This window comes from Pseudocitrobacter faecalis (assembly GCF_965231525.1).
In the GTDB taxonomy this organism is placed as follows: domain Bacteria; phylum Pseudomonadota; class Gammaproteobacteria; order Enterobacterales; family Enterobacteriaceae; genus Pseudocitrobacter; species Pseudocitrobacter faecalis.
In genome coordinates this window covers 2,243,836-2,267,115 of sequence record NZ_CBDDNJ010000002.1, presented here as the reverse complement: position 1 = coordinate 2,267,115, position 23,280 = coordinate 2,243,836, and the positions used below count along the sequence as shown (strand labels likewise).

Below are 23,280 nucleotides of genomic sequence, written 5' to 3'. Positions count from 1 at the left end.
TTTACCCTCTTGCCGCTAATGCGGTGACGCAATCATAGGCTGCACCGCTGCGCAGAACATCCAGTACTTTTTGTGCGTTGGCTTTTAAATCTTCATGGCCATAAAGGCGCATTAACATGGCGACGTTGGCAGCGACGGCGGACTCATGCGCTGTCTCACCTTTACCTTGTAACAAGCGCGTCAGAATGTCACGGTTTTCTTCCGGCGTGCCGCCTGCCAGCTCTTCCTGATGATAAGGCTTGAGACCAAAGTCAGCGGCGGTGAGCTGATAGCTTTTGATTTCGCCCTGATTCAGCTCGGCCACCACGGTTGGCGCATGCAGGGACACTTCATCCATGCCACCGCTGTGGACGACGGCGGCGCGTTGATAACCGAGCACCCGCAGGGTTTCAGCAATTGGCAGTACCAGCTCCGGACTGTAGACGCCAATCAGCGCCAGCGGTGGATGCGCCGGGTTAATCAGCGGCCCCAGCACATTAAACAGGGTGCGCGTTTTCAGTTGCTGACGTACCGGCATCGCGTAGCGGAACCCGGTGTGGTATTTCGGCGCGAACAGGAAACAGACGCCCAGTTCATCCAGCGCTTTACGCGATTTATCCGCATTCATATCCAGATTGATGCCGAATGCCGCCAGTAAGTCCGATGAACCAGATTTGCTGGATACACTGCGGTTACCGTGTTTCGCCACCTTCAATCCACAGGCCGCAGCGACAAAGGCGCTGGCGGTCGAAATGTTGATGCTGTTGCTGCCATCGCCGCCGGTACCGACGATATCAGCAAACGGGTAGTCCGGGCGCGGGAACGGTGCGGCGTTTTCCAGTAATGCGGTGGCCGCCCCGGCGATTTCAATCGGGCTCTCACCGCGAATTTTCATGCTAACGAGCGCGGCGGCCAATTGCTCCGGCTTCACTTCACCGCGAACCACGGCGGAGAAGAGTTGGTGGCTTTCCTGCTGTGTCAGGGTTTGTGCCTGATACAGTTTTTCCAGAATCGGTTGCAAAGTGTTGGTCTGCTCCAGTTTTTGCAGCGCCCATGCCAGGGTTTGTTCCAGCAGGCGTGCGCCCTGAGTGGTCAGAATCGATTCCGGGTGGAACTGGAAACCACATACGCGATCCGCATCGTGACGAACCGCCATCACCATGCCGTTAAAGTGCGCGTTGATGGTTAAGCCCGCGGGAATATTGCTCCCTACCAGCGAGTGATAACGGGCTACCGGCAGTGGGTTGCTCAGCCCGGCAAACATCGCCTGGCCGTCGTGTTCAATGCTGGATGCTTTCCCGTGCAGGATTTCGCCAGCCTGACCAACGTAGCCGCCATAGGCTTCAACAATCGCCTGATGACCGAGACAGATACCGATAATGGGCAGTTTGCCACGCATGCGGGTCAACAGTTCCGGCATGCAACCGGCTTCGGACGGTGCGCCAGGGCCGGGTGAGAGCATCAGCACTGGGTTTTTCATCGTACCCAGACGCTCAATCAGCGTTTGAGCAGGCACGTGGTTGCGATAAATCACGACGTTGTGACCGTTGGCGCGTAGCTGATCTGCGAGGTTATAGGTGAATGAGTCGATATTATCGAGCAGCAGAATGTCAGCCATCAGAAAATCTCCTGTGCGTGGTGTGCGGTCGCGATAGCGCGCAATACCGCGCGTGCTTTATTACGTGTTTCATCGGCTTCGGACTGGGGAACGGAATCCAGCACTACGCCTGCGCCAGCCTGAACGGTGGCGACGCCGTTTTCAACGAAGGCAGAGCGGATGACGATGCAGGTGTCCAGGTCGCCGTGAGCGGTGAAGTAGCCCACCGCGCCGCCGTAGCTGCCGCGACGTTTGCCTTCCGCGCCAGCAATAAGCTGCATCGCGCGAACCTTCGGCGCGCCGCTCAGGGTGCCCATGTTCATGCAGGCACGGTAGGCGTGCAGGACATCAAGGTCTTTACGTAACTCACCGACGACGCGTGATACCAGATGCATCACGAAGGAGTAGCGGTCGACCTTGGTGAGGTCTGCCACATAGCGGCTACCCGGCGTACAGATGCGCGCCAGGTCATTACGCGCCAGGTCAACCAGCATCAGATGCTCCGACAGTTCTTTATGGTCGGTGCGCATTTCAAGTTCAATGCGGCTATCAAGGTCACGATCCAGAGAACCGTCTGCGCGTCGACCACGTGGGCGAGTACCGGCAATAGGGTAGATCTCAATCTGGCGGCTGCTGGATTCATATTTCAGCGAGCTTTCCGGTGAAGCGCCGAACAGGGTGAAATCGTTATCCTGCATAAAGAACATATACGGGCTGGGGTTGCTCTTTTTCAGTACATCATACGCCGCCAGCGGCGACGGGCAGGGCAGTGAGAAGCGACGAGATGGCACCACCTGGAAAATTTCCCCGGCGCGAATCGCTTTTTGCATTTTACGCACCACATCACCGTACTCTTCATCGCTTTGGTTGGTCTCGCAGCGCATCTGTTCAACGGTTACCACTGGCAGAGCCGCAGGGGGCTCATTCAGTTGCTGACGCAGTTGCTCAATGCGTTGCAGCAAGCGGTCTTTTTCACTCAATGATGGCGTGAACAGGCTGGCCTGAATACGCGTGTTTTTGGTCTGGTGGTCAATGACCAGCAGCGTTTCCGCCAGGTAGAAGCAGTAGTCCGGGCAGGAAGTATCGCTTTCAAGCGATGGCAGGTCTTCAAAACCGGCGACCAGGTCATAAGCGAACAGCCCGCCGAAGAACATCGCATCGCGTTCATCTTCTGGCAGCGTCACCAGCGTTTGCAGCAGGCGAAACGCGTCAAAAACGGACAGTGAGCAAAGACGTGCATCTTCATCCAGCAACTGGCTGACCGCCGGGAAGGTCAGTACGCGGCCATTCGCTTGATGCTGGTTGTCAACGCCCGCTGGCAGCGCCGTATCCAGCAACGGGAGCAGGGACGCGCCGTTATCGGTCAGCGCCTGAATTGTGACAGTGTCACCGAGCGCAGTGATACGCAGCGCACTGTCGACCAGCAGCAGGCTTTTTAAATCGTTTTTGCTATCGATATCCGCAGATTCCAGCAGCAATGTCGCCGGGCGTGCACCGCATAGCTGGTGAAAAAGCGCGGTTGGGTTTTCACGATAAATCGCGTCACTGGTCAGAAGCTCAAGCGCTGGTTTTGGTGTTTGCATTGTTTGTTTCGCCTGTTCTGTAAAATAGGTGTTCAATAAAAAGCCCGCTCAGTGGCGGGCCGGGTATCTGTTTGCAAAATGCAGACGTGATGACACTGCCCTTATTTGGGAGTGCGCCACCAACCCTGCAGTACATTGATTTTCGTCTTCATTTGCCGATACCTTGCTTAAGTGAACTTGCGTACTAGTTAACTAGTTCGATGAGTCAAAGTCAACCCCTGATTTTAGAAATTACTCAGTAAACGTTATGATGCGTCGTCTTATACGAATATTAGCCCAACGGGAGCCGTTTTGAGCGACACAACATATGCAGTGATTTACGATCTTCACAGCCACACCACCGCCTCCGATGGCCGACTAACGCCGGAAGCGCTGGTGCATCGCGCCGGAGAGATGCGCGTAGGTACGCTGGCGATCACCGATCACGATACTGTCGATGGCATTCCGCTGGCGCAGGCGGAGATCGCGCGCGCCGGGCTGGCGTTGAATTTAATCACCGGCGTTGAGATTTCGACGCTGTGGGAAAATCACGAAATTCATATCGTCGGCCTGAATATTGATATTCACCATCCAGCGTTAACGGCCTTCCTGAATCAGCAAAAAGCGCGGCGAAACCAACGGGCGGCGTTGATTGCCGAACGTCTGGAAAAAGCCCACATTCCCGGCGCACTGGAAGGCGCACAGCGCCTGGCCGACGGCGGTGCGGTAACACGCGGGCATTTCGCCCGTTTCCTGGTGGAGCAGGGAAAAGCGAACACCATTGGCGATGTGTTTAAAAAATATCTCGCACGTGGGAAAACGGGATACGTTCCGCCACAGTGGTGTACAATAAGGGAAGCTATTGATGTCATTCATCATTCAGGCGGCGTGGCGGTAATGGCCCATCCGGCTCGTTACAACCTGTCGGCCAAGTGGCTGAAAAGATTGCTGGCCCACTTCAGTGAACAGGGGGGGGATGCGATGGAAGTCGCGCAGTGCCAGCAGGCGCCACACGAGCGCGCTCAGCTTGCAACCTATGCCCGTGAATATGCGTTACTGGCCTCGCAGGGTTCTGATTTTCATCAGCCCTGCCCATGGATAGAACTGGGCCGTAAGCTGTGGCTACCCGCCGGGGTAGAGGGCATCTGGCAACGCTTCGAGACGCCACAGAATTCTACTGAGAGGGAAGCATGAGTCAGTTTTTTTATATTCATCCGGATAACCCGCAGGCGCGACTGATTAACCAGGCGGTTGAAATCGTGCGCAAAGGTGGGGTGATTGTTTACCCAACCGACTCCGGCTACGCGCTGGGCTGCAAAATTGAAGATAAAGGCGCGATGGAGCGCATCTGCCGTATTCGTCATCTGCCAGATGGTCACAACTTCACGCTAATGTGCCGTGACCTGTCCGAACTGTCGACCTATTCTTACGTCGATAACGTGGCGTTTCGCCTGATGAAAAACAACACGCCGGGCAATTACACCTTTATCCTCAAAGGGACGAAAGAGGTGCCGCGCCGTCTGTTGCAGGAAAAGCGTAAAACCATCGGTATGCGTGTGCCGTCTAACCCTATCGCCCAGGCGTTGCTTGAAGCATTAGGCGAGCCAATGCTCTCAACCTCTCTGATGTTGCCGGGCAGCGAATTTACCGAATCCGATCCGGAAGAGATTAAAGATCGTCTGGAAAAAGTGGTCGATTTAATTATCCATGGCGGTTATCTGGGACAACAGCCGACAACGGTGATTGATTTAACTGACGACACGCCGGTGGTACTGCGTGAAGGCGTGGGTGATGTGAAGCCGTTCCTCTGAGCGTGAATAAACCAGATGAATCTTTTCATCAGAAATTCATGTAAGATACGCGGCCACGAATTATTGTTATGGCGCACGTGGTGCGCCATTTTACGTGTAAAAGATACCTTTCAATGAGTTAGGGTTTAATAGAACTCAACACATTGTTTTTGAAAGTATACCCAGACGCCTGTGAAGGCGACACCGGAAGGAAGCTCTATGAGCGATAAAAGCGAAAAACTGCAAAAAGTGCTGGCGCGTGCTGGCCACGGCTCCCGTCGTGAAATCGAAGCGATCATTGAAGCGGGGCGCGTGAGCGTCGACGGCAAAATTGCTAAACTGGGCGATCGCGTTGAAGTGATCCCGGGCCTCAAAATTCGTATTGATGGCCATCTGATTTCCGTTAAAGAATCCGTAGAACAAATTTGTCGCGTTCTGGCTTATTACAAGCCGGAAGGTGAACTCTGTACACGTAACGATCCGGAAGGTCGCCCGACCGTATTCGATCGTCTGCCAAAACTGCGTGGTGCGCGCTGGATTGCCGTTGGTCGTCTGGATGTGAACACCTGCGGTCTGCTGCTGTTCACCACCGACGGTGAGCTGGCAAACCGCCTGATGCACCCAAGCCGCGAAGTTGAGCGTGAGTACGCTGTCCGCGTGTTTGGCCAGATCGATGACAGCAAAGTCCGTGAGCTCTCCCGCGGCGTACAGCTTGAAGATGGCCCGGCGGCGTTTAAAACCATCAAATTTACCGGTGGCGAAGGCATCAACCAGTGGTACAACGTGACGCTGACGGAAGGCCGCAACCGTGAAGTGCGTCGTCTCTGGGAAGCCGTTGGCGTGCAGGTGAGCCGTTTGATCCGCGTTCGCTACGGTGATATTCCATTGCCAAAAGGCCTGCCACGCGGCGGCTATACCGAACTGGATCTGGCGCAGACCAACTACCTGCGTGAGCTGGTTGAACTGCCGCCTGAAACCGCATCGAAAGTGGCGGTTGAGAAAGACCGACGCCGCATGAAGGCGAATCAGATTCGCCGTGCGGTGAAACGCCATAGCCAGGTGAGCAACCCGCGCCGTGGCGGGGGAAGCCGCAGCAACGGTTAATCAACTTCCTGATTATCAAGCCGGGCAAACAGCAATGTTCGCCCGGTTTTTTTGTGCCTGACATTCCACCTTCACAAAATCTGCCGAATTGATTGTTTTATAGTCAAAAAAGGAGATGTGGAGGAGATTCCATGAATCATATGTGAAATGCGAATAATTATCATTAGTATGCGCACTTGATTTTATGCTTCATGACAGGGAATGATGGAATGTATATTTCTGTAACAACACGCAAAAAACCAATTGCCCTCTTTTTAGCCAGCCTGCTGAGCACCACCGCGTGGGCCGCCAATGAAGAGCCAACAGAACCGCTTGCCGATAACGAAACCATGATTGTTACCGCTGAGCAGGAGCTCAAGCAACAGCCGGGGGTCTCGACCATCACCGCTGAAGATATCCAGAAAAGCCCGCCGGTGAACGACCTTTCCGACATCATCCGCAAAATGCCCGGTGTTAACCTGACAGGGAACAGCGCCAGCGGCAGCCGTGGTAATAACCGCCAGATCGATATCCGTGGCATGGGGCCGGAAAATACCCTGATTATGGTTGATGGTGTGCCGGTGACATCACGTAACTCTGTGCGCTACAGCTGGCGCGGAGAACGTGACACGCGCGGTGATACCAACTGGGTTCCGGCGGAAATGGTCGAGCGCATCGAAGTGATTCGTGGCCCGGCGGCGGCGCGCTATGGTTCTGGTGCGGCGGGCGGGGTGGTGAATATCATCACCAAACGTCCGACGAATGACTGGCACGGCTCGCTCTCTCTGTTCACCAACCAGCCGGAAGACAGTAAAGAAGGTGCGACCAAACGTGCTAACTTCAACCTGAGCGGCCCGCTGGCCGGTGATGCGCTGACCATGCGTCTGTATGGCAACCTGAACAAAACTGATGCTGATGCCTATGATATCAATACAGCCCAGAACGGTTCTGCCGCTGCGGGGCGTGAAGGCGTGCGCAATAAAGATATTAACGCGGTGGTGTCGTGGAAAATTACCCCGTTGCAAATTGTCGATTTCAGCTATGGCTACAGCCGGCAGGGGAATATCTACGCGGGTGATACCCAGTACAGCAACAGCAACGTCAGCCCGGGCGGATTAATTCAGACGCTGTATGGCGACGAAACCAACCGCATGTACCGCCAGAACTACGGCATTACCTACAACGGCATCTGGGACTGGGGAACATCTAAACTCAACTTCAACTACGAAAAAACCAACAACACGCGTCTGGATGAAGGTTCCACCGGCAAAGTGGAAGGGATGATCAACAGTGATGATTATTCAACCAGCCGTCTTGAAAGCTATCGTGCGGGTGGCGAAGTGAACTTCCCGCTTCAGTTGCTGGTCGATCAAACTGTTACGCTGGGCGCAGAGTGGAACCGCGACGAGTTAAACGATCCGGCATCAATGACCGCCACGGATAGCGCAGGCGTTACTGTAGGCAACGTTTCCGGCAGTGCCAGCGACCGCAGCAGTAAAAACAGTGCGACGATTAGCTCCCTCTATTTTGAAGATAACATCGCCGCGACGGACAGTACCCAGATTCTGCCCGGTTTGCGCTTTGATTATCACGACACTTTTGGAGCCAACTGGAGCCCGAGCCTGAATATTTCGCAAGGATTAGGCGATATGTTCACTCTGAAAGCGGGGATCGCGCGTGCGTTTAAAGCGCCAAACCTCTATCAATCTACTGAGGGATATCTGCTCTCTACGCGTGGCAATGGTTGCCCGGTCGGGGTGAGTACCGGTAGCTGCTTCCTGTTAGGTAACGAAGACCTTGACCCGGAAATCAGCGTGAACAAAGAAGTGGGGATTGAGTTCCATGACAATGGCTATGCGGCAGGGGTGACCTGGTTCCGCAACGATTATAAAAACAAAATCGTGGCCGGGGATGACGTGGTAGGTTACGCCTCAAATGGCGCCAATATTCTGCGCTGGGAAAACGGCGGTAAAGCGATCGTTGAAGGTCTGGAAGGGAACCTGACTATTCCTGTGCTGCGTGATGTCCTTGAATGGCGTACCAACGCGACCTACATGTTCCGCTCGGAGAGCAAAAAAACCGGTAACCCACTCTCGGTTATACCGGAATTTACCATTAACTCGCAGCTTGATTGGCAGGTCACTGACAAACTGGATACCACGTTAAGCTGGACGCAGTATGGTCGTCAGAAGCCGCGCCAGAATGCGGAGATCCGTAATGAAGCGGGCGAGATGTCGAACCGCGAAATCAGTCCGTACGCTATTTTCGGCCTGAACGTCAATTACGACATCACCAAAAACCTGCGCGCCAATGCCGGGATCAACAACCTGTTTGATAAACGGGTTTATCGTGAAAACGACGGTGCATCCACCTACAACGAACCAGGCCGCGCGTACTACGCAGGCGTAACCGTTTCGTTCTAAGCCGTATGCCGGAAAGGTGAATCTTTCCGGCATTTCTTCGTTTAATAATCGATGCCGATCTGCGCTTTTATCCCCGCGTCAAACGCATGTTTCACCGGACGCAGTTCGCTGACGGTATCGGCCATCTCGGTGATATCACGGTGACAGCCGCGACCGGTGATAATCACTGATTGGTGCGTCGGGCGCTGGCATAGCGCGCTCAGTACCTCTTCCAGTGGCAGATAGTCATAGGCCACCATATAAGTCAGCTCATCAAGCACAACCAGATCCAGTGATGCATCGGCCAGCATGCGTTTGGCGTGTTGCCAGACGGCCATACAGGCGGCAGTATCGCTCTCACGGTCCTGCGTATTCCAGGTAAAACCAGTGGCCATCACCTGAAACTCGACGCCGTGGGGCTCCAGTAAGTTGCGTTCACCGTTAGGCCAGGTACCTTTAATAAACTGAATAACGCCCACTTTTTTGCCGTGCCCGACGGCGCGCGTCGCCGTACCAAAGGCGGCGGTGGTTTTTCCTTTCCCGTTGCCGGTGAAAACCATCACAATGCCACGTTCTTCCTGAGCGGCCGCGACGCGGGCATCAACTTTATCTTTGACGCGCTGCTGGCGCTCACGGTAGCGTTCATCACTCATTGGGCAATCCCCGGTTTACGGCCTGGCTGGGCATCAAAAGTCATCCCCGTTTTACGGCGGCTATCGTCGCCCATCAGCCACAAATAGAGCGGCATGATATCGGCAGGTGTTTTCAGTTTTAACGGATCTTCCGTTGGGAACGCGCTGGCACGCATGCTGGTGCGCGTACCGCCGGGATTAATACAGTTGACGCGCAGGCGGTTTTGATACTCCTCAGCCAGCACCTGCATCATGCCTTCGGTGGCGAATTTTGACACGGAATAGGCCCCCCAGTTAGCGCGCCCCTGGCGTCCTACGCTTGAAGAGGTAAAGACCAGTGAGCCCGCTTCAGACTGCAACAACAGCGGCAGTAGGGCCTGAGTCAACATAAAGGTACCGTTAACGTTTACCTGCATCACCTGCTGCCAGACGTCGGGTTTCTGCTCAGACATCGGCACCACGTCGCCGAGCAGCCCGGCATTGTGCAGTACGCCGTCAAGCCGCGGGTAATGCATGCTGATTTGCTGAGCTACCTGATGGCAATCCTGTGGTGTGCAGGTGAGCAGGTCGAGCGTAAACCAACGTACGGGTAACCCGCCGTGGTTTTCAATTTCTTGCGCGACGGCGCGTAATTTTTCTTCATTACGACCAAGTAAAACCACGCTGGCGCTATAGCGTGCGTAGGTGATTGCTGCTTCCCGACCAATACCATCACTGGCTCCGGTGACCAGAATTATACGGTTTTGCAACAAATCGCGTTTGGGCTGGTAGTGCACGACGACTCCTTTGTGGCTTTTCGCTACCACAATCTGTGTTCTTTTCATGGCTTTTGGGCTTTATGCCCTAATCGCGCCACTATTTCAATCAGCCAGGAGGAGAGACAACGGAAAATTAACAATTTGCAATGATTTCATCATCCAATTTGAATTACGGAAAGCGTCTCGCAGGCTTTAATCGTGGATGAGACGTAGCGAAAACGGTGTTGTACACTGGGCGCAGATTCAGTGGATTTGTACAAGGTGAAAGCGTGGAAATTCTTTTTCAATATGGCCTGTTTTTGGCGAAGATCGTGACGGTTGTCGTCGCAATCATTGTAATTGCAGCACTTATTATTAATTTGTCACAGCGCAAGCGGCAACGTGGAGAGCTGCGGGTAACCAATCTCAGCGAGCAACATAAAGAGATGCAGGAGGATTTAGCGGTGGCGCTGCTCGACGGCCCGCAGCAAAAACTCTGGCATAAAGAACAAAAGAAAAAAGCCAAACTTGAAGCAAAGGCGGCAAAAGCAAAGGCCAAACAAGGCAACGCAACGCCTTCAGGCAAACCGCGCGTGTGGGTGATTGACTTTAAAGGCAGTATGGATGCACATGAAGTCGCTTCACTGCGTGAAGAGGTCACCGCCGTGCTGACGGTCGCCACGCCGCAAGATGAAGTGGTGGTGCGCCTGGAGAGCCCCGGTGGCGTGGTGCACGGTTATGGGCTGGCCTCGTCTCAGCTGCAACGCATCCGTGATAAGCAGATCCCGTTGACGGTGGCGGTCGATAAAGTGGCGGCCAGCGGCGGTTATATGATGGCCTGCGTGGCGAATAAAATTGTCGCTGCACCGTTTGCCATTCTTGGCTCTATTGGCGTGGTCGCGCAAATTCCGAACCTTCATCGTTTTCTGAAAAATAAAGATATTGATATTGAACTGCACACGGCGGGGCAGTACAAACGCACCCTGACGCTGCTGGGTGAAAACACAGAAGAGGGGCGACAAAAGTTCCGCGAAGATCTTAATGAAACCCATCATCTGTTTAAGGCTTTCGTTAAAGAGATGCGACCCACGCTTGATATCGACGCCGTGGCGACCGGTGAGCACTGGTACGGCGTACAGGCGCAGGAGAAAGGGCTGGTGGATGAAGTGGGCACCAGCGATGAACTGCTGCTGAACCTGATGAAAGACCGGGAAGTGATGAGCGTGAGTTATAAACAGCGCAAGAAAATGATGGACCGTTTCACCGGGAGTGCGGCAGAAAGTGCGGATCGTCTGCTGCTGCGCTGGTGGCAGCGGGGGCAAAAGCCGTTGATGTAAATCTCTGGACAGCCCGGTAGGCTCACTGCCGGGCTGTGAGATCGCCTGACTCAACGTGTGTTAGTCGACCAGGTGATATTTCTCGGAAAGCTGATGGGCAAGGTATTTAAACATGTTAAATACTGCCGTGCTTTTCGGCGTGGGCAGGCCTTGTTCATCCAGGAAATACTCGCCGCTGAATATCAATACGCCATTGCGCTGTTCTACGCCCGTGGCTTCGATGCCAGCTAAGGTATCTTCATGTTCACGGATGAGTCGGTTTGCTTCAATAAGCAGAGTTTGACGATCGATGGGTTGTGTATTACCAGACATTTTCTACTCCTCGAAAAACTTCCTCTAGTTTACGCCGGGCACGCGCTCGGGGCAAATACTCCCTTGAAACTTCAGGGCTATAGTTATGCTTTAGCCTGTGCCTGCCTTTCTGGCGCGTTTAACAAATGCGTGCTAATAAAGTTGCGTAACGAATTTTATCAGGTACAGTGTGACGCTTTCGGCAATCTGGCAACAGATTTGCTTGACATTCGACCGAAAATTCTTCGTGCTATAGCACCTGGCGGTAAAACGTCAGTGAACTCAACCGCCTGGCTTCAGGATGTGAAGTGGGTGGCTTAAGGGTTGATATCCATTGAGACCGCCGCAACATACAAGGCTTGTCGCCAGTGGACAGGTGACTCAATGTGCGATGTATTCTGGAAGAATCAAATTAGGTAAAGGTGAATATGGGTAAAGCTCTCGTTATCGTTGAGTCCCCGGCAAAAGCCAAAACGATCAATAAGTATCTGGGTAATGACTACGTGGTTAAGTCCAGCGTCGGTCATATCCGCGATTTGCCGACAAGTGGCTCAGCCGCCAAAAAGAGCGCTGACTCTGCCTCCACCAAAACGGCCAAAAAGCCTAAAAAGGATGAACGTGGCGCGCTGGTTAATCGCATGGGCGTTGACCCATGGCATGACTGGAAAGCGCACTACGAAGTGCTCCCGGGTAAAGAAAAGGTAGTTTCAGAACTTAAACAACTGGCGGAAAAAGCCGACCACATCTATCTCGCAACCGACCTTGACCGCGAAGGGGAAGCCATTGCCTGGCACCTGCGGGAAGTGATTGGTGGAGATGATTCGCGCTATAGCCGCGTGGTGTTCAACGAAATTACAAAGAATGCGATTCGTCAGGCGTTTGAAAAGCCGGGCGAACTGAATATCGATCGTGTTAACGCGCAGCAGGCGCGCCGCTTTATGGACCGCGTTGTGGGCTATATGGTGTCGCCGCTGCTGTGGAAAAAGATCGCCCGCGGTTTGTCCGCAGGCCGCGTGCAATCCGTTGCCGTGCGTCTGGTGGTTGAGCGCGAGCGCGAAATCAAAGCCTTTGTGCCGGAAGAGTTCTGGGACGTGGTTGCCAATACGACTACGCCGGGCGGCGACGCGTTACCGCTGGAGGTGACGCATCAGAATGATAAAGCTTTCCGCCCGGTAAATCGCGATGAGACAATGGCTGCCGTTAGCTTGCTGGAAAAAGCGAGCTACAGCGTTCTTGAGCGTGAAGATAAACCGACCAGCAGCAAGCCTGGCGCGCCGTTTATCACCTCTACGCTGCAGCAGGCCGCCAGCACACGTCTGGGCTTTGGCGTGAAAAAAACCATGATGATGGCGCAGCGTCTGTACGAAGCGGGCCACATTACTTATATGCGTACCGACTCTACCAACCTGAGCCAGGACGCAGTGAGCATGGTGCGTGGGTACATCAGCGATAACTTTGGCGATAAATATCTGCCGAAGAACCCGAACCAGTACGCCAGCAAAGAGAATTCACAGGAAGCGCACGAAGCGATTCGTCCTTCCGATGTCTCCGTGGTGGCAGAATCACTAAAAGATATGGAAGCCGATGCGCAAAAACTGTATCAGCTGATTTGGCGCCAGTTTGTTGCCTGTCAGATGACACCGGCGCAATACGACTCCACAACGCTTACGGTGCAGGCGGGTGATTTCAAACTCAAGGCGCGCGGTCGTACCCTGCGTTTTGATGGCTGGACGAAGGTTATGCCTGCGCTGCGCAAAGGCGATGAAGATCGCACGCTGCCGATGGTTAATCAGGGGGACACACTCTCGCTGGTTGAACTGACGCCTGCTCAGCACTTCACCAAACCGCCGGCGCGCTTTAGCGAAGCCTCACTGGTTAAAGAGCTGGAAAAACGCGGTATTGGTCGTCCGTCCACCTATGCGTCGATCATTTCGACCATTCAGGATCGTGGCTATGTGCGCACCGAAAACCGTCGTTTCTACGCGGAAAAAATGGGCGAAATCGTCACCGACCGTCTGGAAGCAAACTTCCGCGAGCTGATGAACTACGATTTTACCGCACAGATGGAAGACCATCTCGACCGCGTGGCAAACCACGAAGCCGAGTGGAAGCAGGTGCTGGATCTCTTCTTCGGTGATTTCACCAAGCAGCTTGAAACGGCTGAGAAACCGCCAGAAGAGGGCGGCATGCAGCCAAACGAAATGGTGCTGACCAGCATCGATTGCCCGACCTGCGGTCGCAAGATGGGTATTCGTACCGCCAGCACCGGTGTGTTCCTGGGCTGCTCCGGTTACGCGTTGTCGCCAAAAGAGCGCTGCAAAACCACCATCAATCTGGTGCCTGAAAACGAAGTGTTGAACGTGCTGGAAGGCGACGACGCTGAAACCAACGCGCTGCGCGCAAAACGTCGTTGCCAGAAGTGTGGTACGGCGATGGACAGCTATCTCATCGATCCGAAACGTAAACTGCACGTTTGCGGTAATAACCCGACCTGTGACGGTTATGAGATCGAAGAGGGTGAATTCCGCATCAAAGGGTATGACGGCCCGATCGTTGAGTGTGAGAAATGTGGTTCTGAAATGCACCTGAAAATGGGGCGTTTTGGTAAGTACATGGCGTGTACTAACGAAGAGTGTAAGAACACCCGTAAGATCCTGCGTAACGGTGAAGTGGCGCCGCCGAAAGAAGATCCGGTTCCGTTGCCGGAGCTGCCGTGTGAGAAATCAGACGCCTACTTCGTTCTGCGTGACGGTGCTGCCGGGGTCTTCCTGGCGGCGAACACCTTCCCGAAATCGCGTGAAACCCGCGCGCCGCTGGTCGAAGAGTTGTTCCGATTCCGCGATCGTCTGCCGGAGAAACTGCGTTATCTGGCCGATGCGCCGCAGGAAGATCCGCAAGGTAACAAGACGATGGTGCGCTTCAGCCGTAAGACGAAGCAGCAATATGTTTCTTCCGAGAAAGATGGCAAAGCGACCGGGTGGTCTGCCTTCTTTGTCGACGGTAAATGGGTCGAAGCGAAGAAATAATTGTCACCTGACAAACCGCATAAAGGGCCGATCATCGGCCCTTTTTTATAACCGCGTTATTATTTTTTGTTCCCATCTATACACACTTGCTATAAATGATATAGTGGTTATAGCAAACACTTTTCTTATTATTAAATCGTCTTAATAGCGTATCATTACGCAACCGGATATCGCACCATGAAACTACAGCAGCTCCGCTATATCGTTGAAGTGGTTAACCATAACCTCAACGTCTCCTCTACCGCTGAAGGCTTGTACACCTCACAGCCGGGCATCAGTAAGCAGGTCAGAATGCTGGAAGATGAGCTGGGTATCCAGATTTTTGCGCGCAGCGGTAAGCATCTGACGCAGGTCACGCCAGCCGGCCAGGAAATTATTCGCATTGCCCGTGAAGTGCTGTCGAAAGTGGATGCGATTAAGTCGGTGGCGGGCGAACATACCTGGCCGGACAAAGGCTCATTGTACGTCGCCACAACGCACACCCAGGCGCGCTATGCACTGCCTGGGGTGATTAAGGGCTTTATCGAGCGCTATCCGCGCGTTTCTCTGCACATGCATCAGGGCTCGCCGACGCAGATTGCGGAAGCAGTCTCGAAGGGGAACGCGGATTTTGCCATCGCCACAGAAGCGCTGCATCTGTATGACGATCTGGTCATGTTACCGTGCTACCACTGGAACCGTTCCATTGTGGTGACGCCGGAGCATCCATTGGCATCGAAAACGTCGGTGACTATCGAAGAACTGGCCCAATATCCATTGGTAACTTATACCTTTGGCTTTACCGGGCGCTCAGAGCTGGATACCGCGTTTAACCGCGCCGGGCTGACGCCGCGTATAGTTTTCACCGCTACCGATGCCGACGTTATCAAAACCTACGTCCGCTTAGGTCTGGGGGTTGGGGTGATTGCCAGCATGGCGGTTGACCCGGTTTCCGATCCCGATCTGGTGAAACTGGATGCCGACGGTATTTTCAGCCATAGCACCACCAAGATAGGCTTCCGCCGCAGCACTTTCCTGCGCAGCTATATGTACGACTTTATCCAGCGCTTTGCGCCGCATTTAACGCGTGACGTTGTCGATACGGCAGTTGCGCTGCGATCGAATGAAGACATCGAAGCGATGTTCAAAGATATTAAATTGCCTGAGAAGTAATTCTCTGACCTTCTGAACGGTATCTCCTGGCGGGGATACCGTTTAAATCGTAATACGTCCTTTCCTCATTCTCATTTTCTTACTCAGAATATACGTCTCTGTTTTTCATTAATTTGTCTAATGTATTGCTGCGGCGCGCACAAAAGTAGAAACGAATTCCCCTTAAGGCAAATTTTACTGCTCAATTATTTATTTTTGGTCAAAAGATTAAATAAATGCGTCTGTTTTGCTGGCGAAAGCACTGGATTTTTGACTAGATTTTATTTAGGATTTGTCTCAGTGATGATTAATCGTACCGATTGTTTGGTGCCAAAATGATAAGTAATATCGATTGTAAGAGGTTGTCGATGCCGTCAGGAACCAAAGGCCCACAGCGCGATCCGCACGTGAAGCGAAAAGCCTGGACGGCGGTGTTCCTGGGCTCTGCGCTGTTTTGGGTGGTTGTTGCACTGCTTGTCTGGAAGTATTGGGGTTGATGATGTTCATCTCCAGTCGTTCCCGGCCTGCTCAGCCCAAGCCGCAGCCGGAGAAACGCGACAAGGTCAAAATTCCTGAATCATGGGAATTGACGCCAGAACAACGTGAATTTATTGAGTCCTTTAATCCTGCTGAGCGTAAAAAAAAATAATAGCAGGGTGGCTCGCCCAACTTACCTTCCGCATTGGCGCTGGCTTTTAAATACACCACAGCAACGGTCTGTCGGCACATTGTCGGCTGAATGCACTCCTGCATAAAAAGGTGTACGCAAAATGAATACGCATCACAATTTGAAATACTGGTCATGGATGGGCGCGCTGTCGGCTTCGCTTCTGTTCTGGGGGCAAATTATCTGGCTACTGTGCCGATAAACCGGCAGAGCAACCTTCTCCGTCTTCCCGCTATCTCACGCCTGGTCGTTGCGCCGGGCGTTTTCATTTCTCCGAATAGTCTCACCAATTTTATCAATTAGAGTTGTTATCAAAACGTTACGGCATCTTTGTGTTATCTTTAATGCGTACCCTGAGGAGTGTCAGGGGGATTGCAAGTCCCGTTACGCATAAAGGAGGAGCTATGTCGTCAACACTACGAGAAGCCAGTAAGGACGCGCTGCACACACAAGATAAAACCTATCACTACTACAGCTTACCGCTGGCAGCCAACACGCTGGGTGACATTTCCCGTCTGCCCAAATCATTAAAAGTCCTGCTGGAAAACCTACTGCGCTGGCAGGATGGGGATTCTGTTACTGAAGAAGATATCAAAGCCCTGGCCGGGTGGGTGAAAACCGCCCATGTCGACCGGGAGATTGCCTACCGCCCGGCGAGGGTCTTGATGCAGGACTTTACCGGCGTACCCGCGGTGGTGGATTTGGCCGCCATGCGCGAAGCGGTGAAGCGTTTGGGTGGCGATACCGCGAAGGTGAATCCGCTCTCGCCGGTTGACCTGGTCATTGACCACTCGGTTACTGTGGATCATTTTGGCGATGACGATGCTTTCGCTGAAAACGTGCGTCTGGAGATGGAACGTAACCATGAACGCTATGTGTTCCTGCGCTGGGGGCAGCAGGCGTTCAGCCGATTCAGTGTCGTGCCGCCGGGTACCGGAATTTGTCACCAGGTCAACCTTGAGTATCTTGGTAAAGCGGTCTGGAGCGAGTTACAGAACGATGAATGGATTGCTTACCCCGACACGCTGGTTGGCACCGACTCACACACCACGATGATTAACGGCCTGGGCGTACTTGGCTGGGGCGTTGGGGGAATCGAAGCAGAAGCGGCAATGCTCGGTCAGCCGGTTTCGATGCTGATTCCGGATGTGGTGGGCTTCAAGTTAACCGGCAAACTCAGCGAAGGTATTACTGCCACCGATCTGGTATTGACCGTCACGCAAATGCTGCGTAAACACGGCGTGGTGGGGAAATTTGTCGAATTCTATGGCGATGGTCTGGACTCTCTGCCACTGGCAGATCGTGCCACCATCGCCAACATGTCACCGGAGTATGGCGCAACCTGCGGCTTCTTCCCGATTGATGGCGTTACGCTCGATTACATGCGCCTGAGCGGGCGCAGCGACGAGCAGGTTGCGTTAGTTGAAGCCTACGCGAAAGCGCAGGGGATGTGGCGCAACACGGGTGATGAACCGATCTTCACCAGCAGCCTTGAGCTGGATATGGGGACGGTAGAAGCGAGTCTCGCCGGGCCGAAACGCCCGCAGGATCGTGTTGCGCTGGGCGATGTGCCTAAAGCCTTTGCCGCCGCGACAGAGCTCGAAGTGAACGTCGCCCAGAAAGATAAGCAGGCGGTGGAATACACATTGAATGGTCACACTATCCCGTTGCCGGATGGTGCTGTGGTAATTGCCGCCATAACCTCCTGTACCAATACATCCAACCCGAGCGTTCTGATGGCAGCAGGGCTGCTGGCGAAAAAAGCTGCACAGCTGGGCCTGAAGCCGAAACCGTGGGTGAAAGCCTCACTGGCGCCGGGATCGAAAGTCGTTTCTGATTATCTCGCCCATGCACGTCTCACCCCATACCTGGATAAACTGGGGTTTAACCTTGTGGGTTATGGCTGCACCACCTGTATCGGTAACTCCGGGCCATTGCCTGAACCCATCGAAACGGCGATTAAGAAGGGCGACCTGACCGTTGGGGCCGTACTTTCTGGTAACCGTAACTTTGAAGGGCGTATCCATCCGCTGGTAAAAACCAACTGGCTGGCCTCGCCGCCGCTGGTGGTGGCTTATGCGCTGGCGGGTAATATGAACGTCAACCTGGCAAGTGACCCGCTCGGCCACGATCAGAAAGGCGACCCGGTTTACCTGAAGGATATCTGGCCGAGCAGCCAGGAAATCGCTAAAGCTGTGCAGCAGGTGTCTACAGAGATGTTCCGCAAAGAGTATGCGGAAGTCTTTGAAGGCACACCGGAGTGGAAAGCTATCACCGTCACCGAATCGGATACTTACAACTGGCAGCAGGACTCTACCTACATTCGTCTGTCACCGTTTTTTGACGATATGGAAGCGCAGCCGAAGCCGGTGGAGGATATCCACGGCGCACGAATCCTGGCGATGCTGGGTGATTCCGTCACGACTGACCACATCTCCCCGGCAGGCAGTATTAAACCGGACAGCCCGGCAGGCCGCTTCCTGCAGGCGCGCGGCGTTGAACGCCGTGACTTCAACTCTTATGGTTCCCGCCGCGGTAACCACGAAGTGATGATGCGCGGCACCTTTGCCAACATTCGTATCCGAAACGAAATGGTGCCAGGTGTGGAAGGGGGAATGACGCGTCTGTTGCCCGGTTCGGAAGTGATGTCGATATACGATGCGGCAATGGCGTATCAGAAGCAGGGTACGCCGCTGGCGGTGATCGCCGGAAAAGAGTACGGCTCGGGTTCCAGTCGCGACTGGGCAGCGAAGGGGCCGCGTTTGCTGGGCGTGCGGGTGGTGATTGCCGAATCCTTTGAGCGTATCCACCGTTCCAACCTGATCGGTATGGGGATTCTGCCGCTTGAGTTTCCGCAGGGTGAAACGCGGCAGTCGCTGGGGCTGACCGGGGAAGAGAAGATTGATATCCCGGATTTACAGCAGCTTAAGCCAGGTGCCACGATCCCGGTGACCCTGACACGTGCTGACGGCACCACAGAAACGCTGGCCTGCCGATGCCGTATCGATACCCAAACCGAACTGACGTATTACCAGAACGACGGGATCCTGCATTACGTAATTCGTAATATGCTGGATTGATTCGGTCAACACTACAGCCCGACACACGAAAGTGGTCGGGCTTTTTTTACCTATATTACTAATATTATTAGTTTTTGGTAAAAATAAATTTATGATTTATTAGTTTTATTAGCAAATATTTTATATTAATGCGTAAAGGACGATTAGAGCTTTAATTCATTCACGGTAATTATGTGTGACTCCTTGTGTGGCAAGGCTTTGATGCCGATCATAGCTTGCGTTTTCTTAATTATTTTGACTGTGATATCGATCGCGATGTTTATGTGGTTTTTACGGGATGATACGGCATCATTTATTTATCCTGAGGCTGTTATGAATGAAAATAAGTGGCTAGGGTTGGCATGGATCTCACCCTACATAATTGGATTGTTGGTGTTTACCGCCTTTCCCTTCGTCTCTTCCTTTCTGTTGAGCTTTACGCAATATGATTTGATGAGTCCTCCTGAGTTTAACGGTATCGAAAACTACCGTTATATGGTCACGGAGGACCCGTTATTCTGGAAATCTCTCGCGGTCACTTTTGTATATGTGTTCGTTACCATCCCGCTGAAGCTCATGTTTTCGTTGTTCATTGCCTTTGTGCTGAACTTTAAACTGCGCGGCATTGGTTTCTTCCGCACGGCGTACTACATTCCTTCTATTCTCGGCAGCTCGGTCGCTATTGCCGTGCTGTGGCGTGCGCTGTTTGCTATCGACGGCCTGCTGAACAGCTTTACTGGTCTATTTGGCCTTGATCCCATCAACTGGTTGGGTGAACCGCCGCTGGCGCTGTTCTCTGTAACGCTGCTCAGCGTTTGGCAGTTTGGTTCTTCAATGGTTATTTTCCTTGCTGCACTGCAAAACGTGCCGCAGTCACAATACGAAGCGGCGATGATCGACGGTGCCACTAAGTGGCAAATGTTCCTGAAAATTACCGTGCCGCTGATTACACCGGTCATTTTCTTCAACTTCATTATGCAAACCAGCGGCGCATTCCAGGAATTTACCGCGCCGTTTGTCATCACCGGCGGCGGCCCAACCTACTATACCTACCTGTTTTCGCTCTACATCTACGATACCGCCTTCAAGTATTTCGACATGGGGTATGGCGCGGCGCTGGCGTGGGTGTTGTTCCTGGTGGTGGCCATCTTTGCGCTGTTGGCCTTTAAGTCATCGAAATATTGGGTCTTCTACTCGGCGGATAAAGGAGGCAAAAATGAGTGAACAACATATCATGACGGCAACTGCACAGGATGCGCAGAGCGAAGTCGCACGTACGCTCCTCCGCGAAAAAATCAGCCGTAATATTCGCTATGTGATTTTGCTGTTGGTCGGCCTGCTGATGCTTTACCCGCTGGCGTGGATGTTTTCTGCGGCCTTCAAACCGAACAGCGAAATTTTCACCACCCTGAATCTCTGGCCAACACATGCCACCTGGGATGGGTTTATCAATGGCTGGAAAACGGGTACGGAATATCACTTCGGTCACTACATGATTAACACCTTTAAGTACGTACTCCCGAAGGTGATACTGACCATTATCTCCTCCACCATTGTGGCTTACGGTTTTGCACGTTTTGAGATCCCGTGGAAGAAATTCTGGTTTGCCACGCTCATCGCCACCATGCTGCTGCCGAGCACCGTGCTGCTGATTCCGCAGTATCTGATGTTCCGGGAAATGGGCATGCTGAATAGCTATCTGCCGCTTTATCTGCCAACCGCGTTCGCCACGCAGGGGTTCTTCGTCTTTATGCTGGTGCAGTTCCTGCGCGGTGTACCGCGTGATATGGAAGAAGCCGCACAGATTGACGGCTGTAATTCCTTGCAAGTGCTGTGGTATGTGCTGGTGCCGATTCTGAAACCAGCGATTATCTCGGTCGCACTGTTCCAGTTTATGTGGTCGATGAACGACTTTATCGGCCCGTTAATTTACGTGTACAGCGTGGATAAATATCCGATTGCACTGGCGCTGAAAATGTCCATCGACGTTACGGAAGGGGCGCCATGGAACGAAATTCTGGCAATGGCGAGCATCTCCATTCTGCCATCTATCATTGTGTTCTTCCTGGCGCAGCGTTACTTCGTCCAGGGCGTATCCAGCAGCGGAATTAAAGGCTAAGAGGGAATATCATGGCTGAAGTGATTTTTAATAAACTGGAAAAGGTGTACTCCAACGGCTTCAAAGCGGTACATGGTATCGACCTGAACATTGCCGACGGTGAATTCATGGTGATTGTTGGCCCCTCCGGCTGTGCGAAATCCACGACCCTGCGTATGCTCGCCGGGCTGGAAACCATCAGCGGCGGTGAAATTCGTATCGGTGACAACGTAGTGAACAATCTGCCGCCAAAAGCGCGCGGTATTGCGATGGTGTTTCAGAATTACGCGCTCTATCCGCACATGACCGTGCGGGAAAATCTGGCGTTTGGTTTGAAACTGAGCAAACTGCCAAAAGAACAAATCAATCAACAGGTTGAAGATGCCGCCAAATTGCTGGAGCTGGAAGATCTGCTGGATCGCTTGCCGCGTCAGCTCTCCGGCGGTCAGGCGCAGCGTGTGGCGGTAGGGCGTGCGATTGTCAAAAAACCGGACGTATTCCTGTTCGATGAGCCGCTCTCAAACCTCGATGCCAAACTGCGTGCCTCCATGCGTATTCGTATTTCAGACCTCCATAAGCAGCTCAAAAAATCGGGTAAGCCAGCGACCACCGTGTACGTCACCCACGATCAAACCGAAGCGATGACCATGGGCGACCGTATCTGCGTCATGAAGTTGGGCCACATCATGCAGGTGGATACGCCGGATAACCTGTACCACAAACCGAAAAACATGTTTGTCGCGGGTTTTATTGGCGCACCGGAAATGAACATCAAACCGGCGAAAATCGTGCGTCGCGGAGATGGCTTACATATCACTGTTGGCGAGGATTTACTGGCCCTGAACGCCAGCCAGCAGGGTAAAGTGGCGCATTATGTGGATAAAGAGGTGTATTTCGGTATTCGCCCGGAATATGTGGATGTGTCGACAGCGCCGTTCGATACAAGCTGCGGGCGAGGGAAGTTAATCCGTATTGAAAACATGGGGCACGAATATTTTCTTTATTTGCAGGTTGGTGAGTTTGAACTGACGGCGCGTATCGCTTCCGATGCCGCGAAACCGATTATCGACAATGGGTTGCAGCAGCAGGTGTGGTTCCGCTTTGAGATGGACAAATGCCACATTTTTGACGGAGTTACGCAGGAAAATATTTCGCTGTAAAAAAAGCCCGCCAGGGTGGCTGGCGGGCTTGATGTTTATTCTTCTTTCAACAGGTGGCCCATCTTGGCCGCCTTGGTATCGAGATAGTAGGCGTTTTTCGGGTTACGCCCGACGATGAGCGGGACGCGTTCAACGATGTTGATGCCCGCTTCGGTCAGGATCTCAACCTTTTTCGGGTTGTTGGTCAGCAGACGCACTTCGTCCACGCCCAGCAGCTTGAACATATCTGCGCACAGCGTGAAGTCACGCTCATCGGCAGCGAAGCCAAGCTGGTGGTTGGCTTCAACGGTGTCGTAGCCCTGATCCTGCAACGCATAGGCGCGAATTTTATTCAACAGGCCGATGTTACGACCTTCCTGGCGATGATAAAGCAGAATGCCACGGCCTTCTTCCGCGATGTGCGTCAGGGCGGCTTCAAGCTGGAAACCGCAATCACAGCGCAGGCTAAAGAGCGCATCGCCCGTCAGACATTCGGAGTGAACGCGTGCCAGTACCGGCGTTTGCCCGGAAATGTCACCAAAAACCAGGGCGACATGATCCTGCCCGGTTGCCAGTTCTTCAAAGCCCACCATCAGGAAATCGCCCCAGGGGGTTGGCAGTTTGGCTTCTGCCACACGTTTAAGCTGCATGTGATTCTCCAGATTATGTCAGCGCCATTAGCGCTTTCTGTTTTGTGTATTTTGCCACAACGTGCTTTGGTTCACCTAATAGTGCGCAAGTGACTGCTGT

The 23,280-nt window shown here is 53.2% G+C and carries 20 protein-coding genes and 1 other annotated feature; of the genes, 14 read left to right on the top strand and 6 right to left on the bottom strand.

The features are described from left to right. Position 1: 1 nt before the first annotated feature. Positions 2-1,597, bottom strand: a complete 1,596-nt coding sequence (gene trpD, locus ACOXYR_RS11445; RefSeq protein ID WP_015964659.1) for a bifunctional anthranilate synthase glutamate amidotransferase component TrpG/anthranilate phosphoribosyltransferase TrpD — start codon at positions 1,595-1,597, stop codon at positions 2-4. Further along, entirely contained in the window at positions 1,597-3,159 is a 1,563-nt protein-coding gene (locus ACOXYR_RS11440) for an anthranilate synthase component 1 (protein WP_421355186.1), read from the bottom strand. The genes trpD and ACOXYR_RS11440 overlap by 1 nt, the downstream gene beginning before the upstream one ends. 34 nt (positions 3,160-3,193) lie before the next feature. Further along, positions 3,194-3,287: a sequence feature (Trp leader region), on the bottom strand. Between the two features lie 163 nt (positions 3,288-3,450). Here ACOXYR_RS11440 and rnm point away from each other — a divergent pair. The 4 genes from rnm to ACOXYR_RS11420 all read left to right on the top strand — a co-directional run bounded on the left by rnm (position 3,451) and on the right by ACOXYR_RS11420 (position 8,434). Then, positions 3,451-4,332 (top strand): RNase RNM, encoded by an 882-nt coding sequence (gene rnm / locus ACOXYR_RS11435; protein ID WP_108475624.1) that lies wholly within the window; start codon positions 3,451-3,453, stop codon positions 4,330-4,332. Next, complete coding sequence (locus ACOXYR_RS11430; RefSeq protein WP_108475623.1) at positions 4,329-4,949, top strand: L-threonylcarbamoyladenylate synthase; 621 nt, start codon at positions 4,329-4,331, stop codon at positions 4,947-4,949. Before rnm ends, ACOXYR_RS11430 begins: the two co-directional genes overlap by 4 nt. A gap of 198 nt (positions 4,950-5,147) precedes the next feature. Continuing rightward, a complete protein-coding gene (gene rluB / locus ACOXYR_RS11425; RefSeq protein ID WP_015964655.1) occupies positions 5,148-6,032 on the top strand; it encodes a 23S rRNA pseudouridine(2605) synthase RluB in 885 nt (294 codons plus the stop codon). Between the two features lie 209 nt (positions 6,033-6,241). Further along, entirely contained in the window at positions 6,242-8,434 is a 2,193-nt protein-coding gene (locus tag ACOXYR_RS11420) for a TonB-dependent siderophore receptor (RefSeq protein WP_108475622.1), read from the top strand. 41 nt (positions 8,435-8,475) lie between these two features. Here the strand turns inward: ACOXYR_RS11420 and cobO are convergent, their stop codons facing one another. Together cobO and ACOXYR_RS11410 are read right to left on the bottom strand one after the other, a co-directional pair. Further along, positions 8,476-9,066 (bottom strand): cob(I)yrinic acid a,c-diamide adenosyltransferase, encoded by a 591-nt coding sequence (cobO, locus tag ACOXYR_RS11415; protein ID WP_421355185.1) that lies wholly within the window; start codon positions 9,064-9,066, stop codon positions 8,476-8,478. After that, entirely contained in the window at positions 9,063-9,821 is a 759-nt protein-coding gene (locus tag ACOXYR_RS11410) for a YciK family oxidoreductase (RefSeq protein WP_421355184.1), read from the bottom strand. Before ACOXYR_RS11410 ends, cobO begins: the two co-directional genes overlap by 4 nt. Positions 9,822-10,072: 251 nt before the next feature. On the opposite strand from ACOXYR_RS11410, the gene sohB reads away from it, so the two are divergent. Further along, positions 10,073-11,119 (top strand): protease SohB, encoded by a 1,047-nt coding sequence (gene sohB / locus ACOXYR_RS11405; RefSeq protein WP_015964651.1) that lies wholly within the window; start codon positions 10,073-10,075, stop codon positions 11,117-11,119. A 60-nt stretch (positions 11,120-11,179) separates the two neighbouring features. Here the strand turns inward: sohB and ACOXYR_RS11400 are convergent, their stop codons facing one another. Continuing rightward, entirely contained in the window at positions 11,180-11,431 is a 252-nt protein-coding gene (locus tag ACOXYR_RS11400) for a YciN family protein (protein WP_015964650.1), read from the bottom strand. A 407-nt stretch (positions 11,432-11,838) separates the two neighbouring features. On the opposite strand from ACOXYR_RS11400, the gene topA reads away from it, so the two are divergent. From topA to ACOXYR_RS11355, 9 genes are all read left to right on the top strand, one after another. Beyond that, positions 11,839-14,436, top strand: a complete 2,598-nt coding sequence (topA, locus tag ACOXYR_RS11395; RefSeq protein ID WP_350435422.1) for a type I DNA topoisomerase — start codon at positions 11,839-11,841, stop codon at positions 14,434-14,436. Positions 14,437-14,613: 177 nt separating this feature from the next. Next, on the top strand, positions 14,614-15,588 hold the full coding sequence (cysB, locus tag ACOXYR_RS11390) for an HTH-type transcriptional regulator CysB (protein WP_015964648.1): 975 nt from the start codon (positions 14,614-14,616) through the stop codon (positions 15,586-15,588). A 314-nt stretch (positions 15,589-15,902) separates the two neighbouring features. After that, positions 15,903-16,064 carry a YmiA family putative membrane protein gene (locus tag ACOXYR_RS11385; RefSeq protein WP_108475618.1) on the top strand — a complete coding sequence of 54 codons (162 nt, stop codon included), beginning with the start codon at positions 15,903-15,905 and terminating at the stop codon, positions 16,062-16,064. Beyond that, positions 16,064-16,216: a hypothetical protein gene (locus tag ACOXYR_RS11380; RefSeq protein ID WP_158529121.1), complete on the top strand. Its 153-nt coding sequence runs from the start codon at positions 16,064-16,066 to the stop codon at positions 16,214-16,216. Before ACOXYR_RS11385 ends, ACOXYR_RS11380 begins: the two co-directional genes overlap by 1 nt. Positions 16,217-16,337: 121 nt before the next feature. Beyond that, positions 16,338-16,436 (top strand): small membrane protein YmiC, encoded by a 99-nt coding sequence (ymiC, locus tag ACOXYR_RS11375; protein ID WP_229837649.1) that lies wholly within the window; start codon positions 16,338-16,340, stop codon positions 16,434-16,436. Between the two features lie 202 nt (positions 16,437-16,638). Further along, positions 16,639-19,314: an aconitate hydratase AcnA gene (acnA, locus tag ACOXYR_RS11370; RefSeq protein ID WP_108475617.1), complete on the top strand. Its 2,676-nt coding sequence runs from the start codon at positions 16,639-16,641 to the stop codon at positions 19,312-19,314. 312 nt (positions 19,315-19,626) lie between these two features. Next, complete coding sequence (locus tag ACOXYR_RS11365; protein ID WP_113858690.1) at positions 19,627-20,517, top strand: carbohydrate ABC transporter permease; 891 nt, start codon at positions 19,627-19,629, stop codon at positions 20,515-20,517. Then, on the top strand, positions 20,510-21,412 hold the full coding sequence (locus ACOXYR_RS11360) for a carbohydrate ABC transporter permease (protein WP_421355183.1): 903 nt from the start codon (positions 20,510-20,512) through the stop codon (positions 21,410-21,412). Before ACOXYR_RS11365 ends, ACOXYR_RS11360 begins: the two co-directional genes overlap by 8 nt. Before the next feature lie 11 nt (positions 21,413-21,423). Then, positions 21,424-22,551, top strand: a complete 1,128-nt coding sequence (locus tag ACOXYR_RS11355; RefSeq protein WP_421355182.1) for an ABC transporter ATP-binding protein — start codon at positions 21,424-21,426, stop codon at positions 22,549-22,551. Between the two features lie 35 nt (positions 22,552-22,586). Here ACOXYR_RS11355 and ribA read toward each other — a convergent pair whose 3' ends face one another. After that, a complete protein-coding gene (gene ribA / locus ACOXYR_RS11350) occupies positions 22,587-23,180 on the bottom strand; it encodes a GTP cyclohydrolase II (protein ID WP_015964640.1) in 594 nt (197 codons plus the stop codon). Positions 23,181-23,280: the final 100 nt, after the last annotated feature.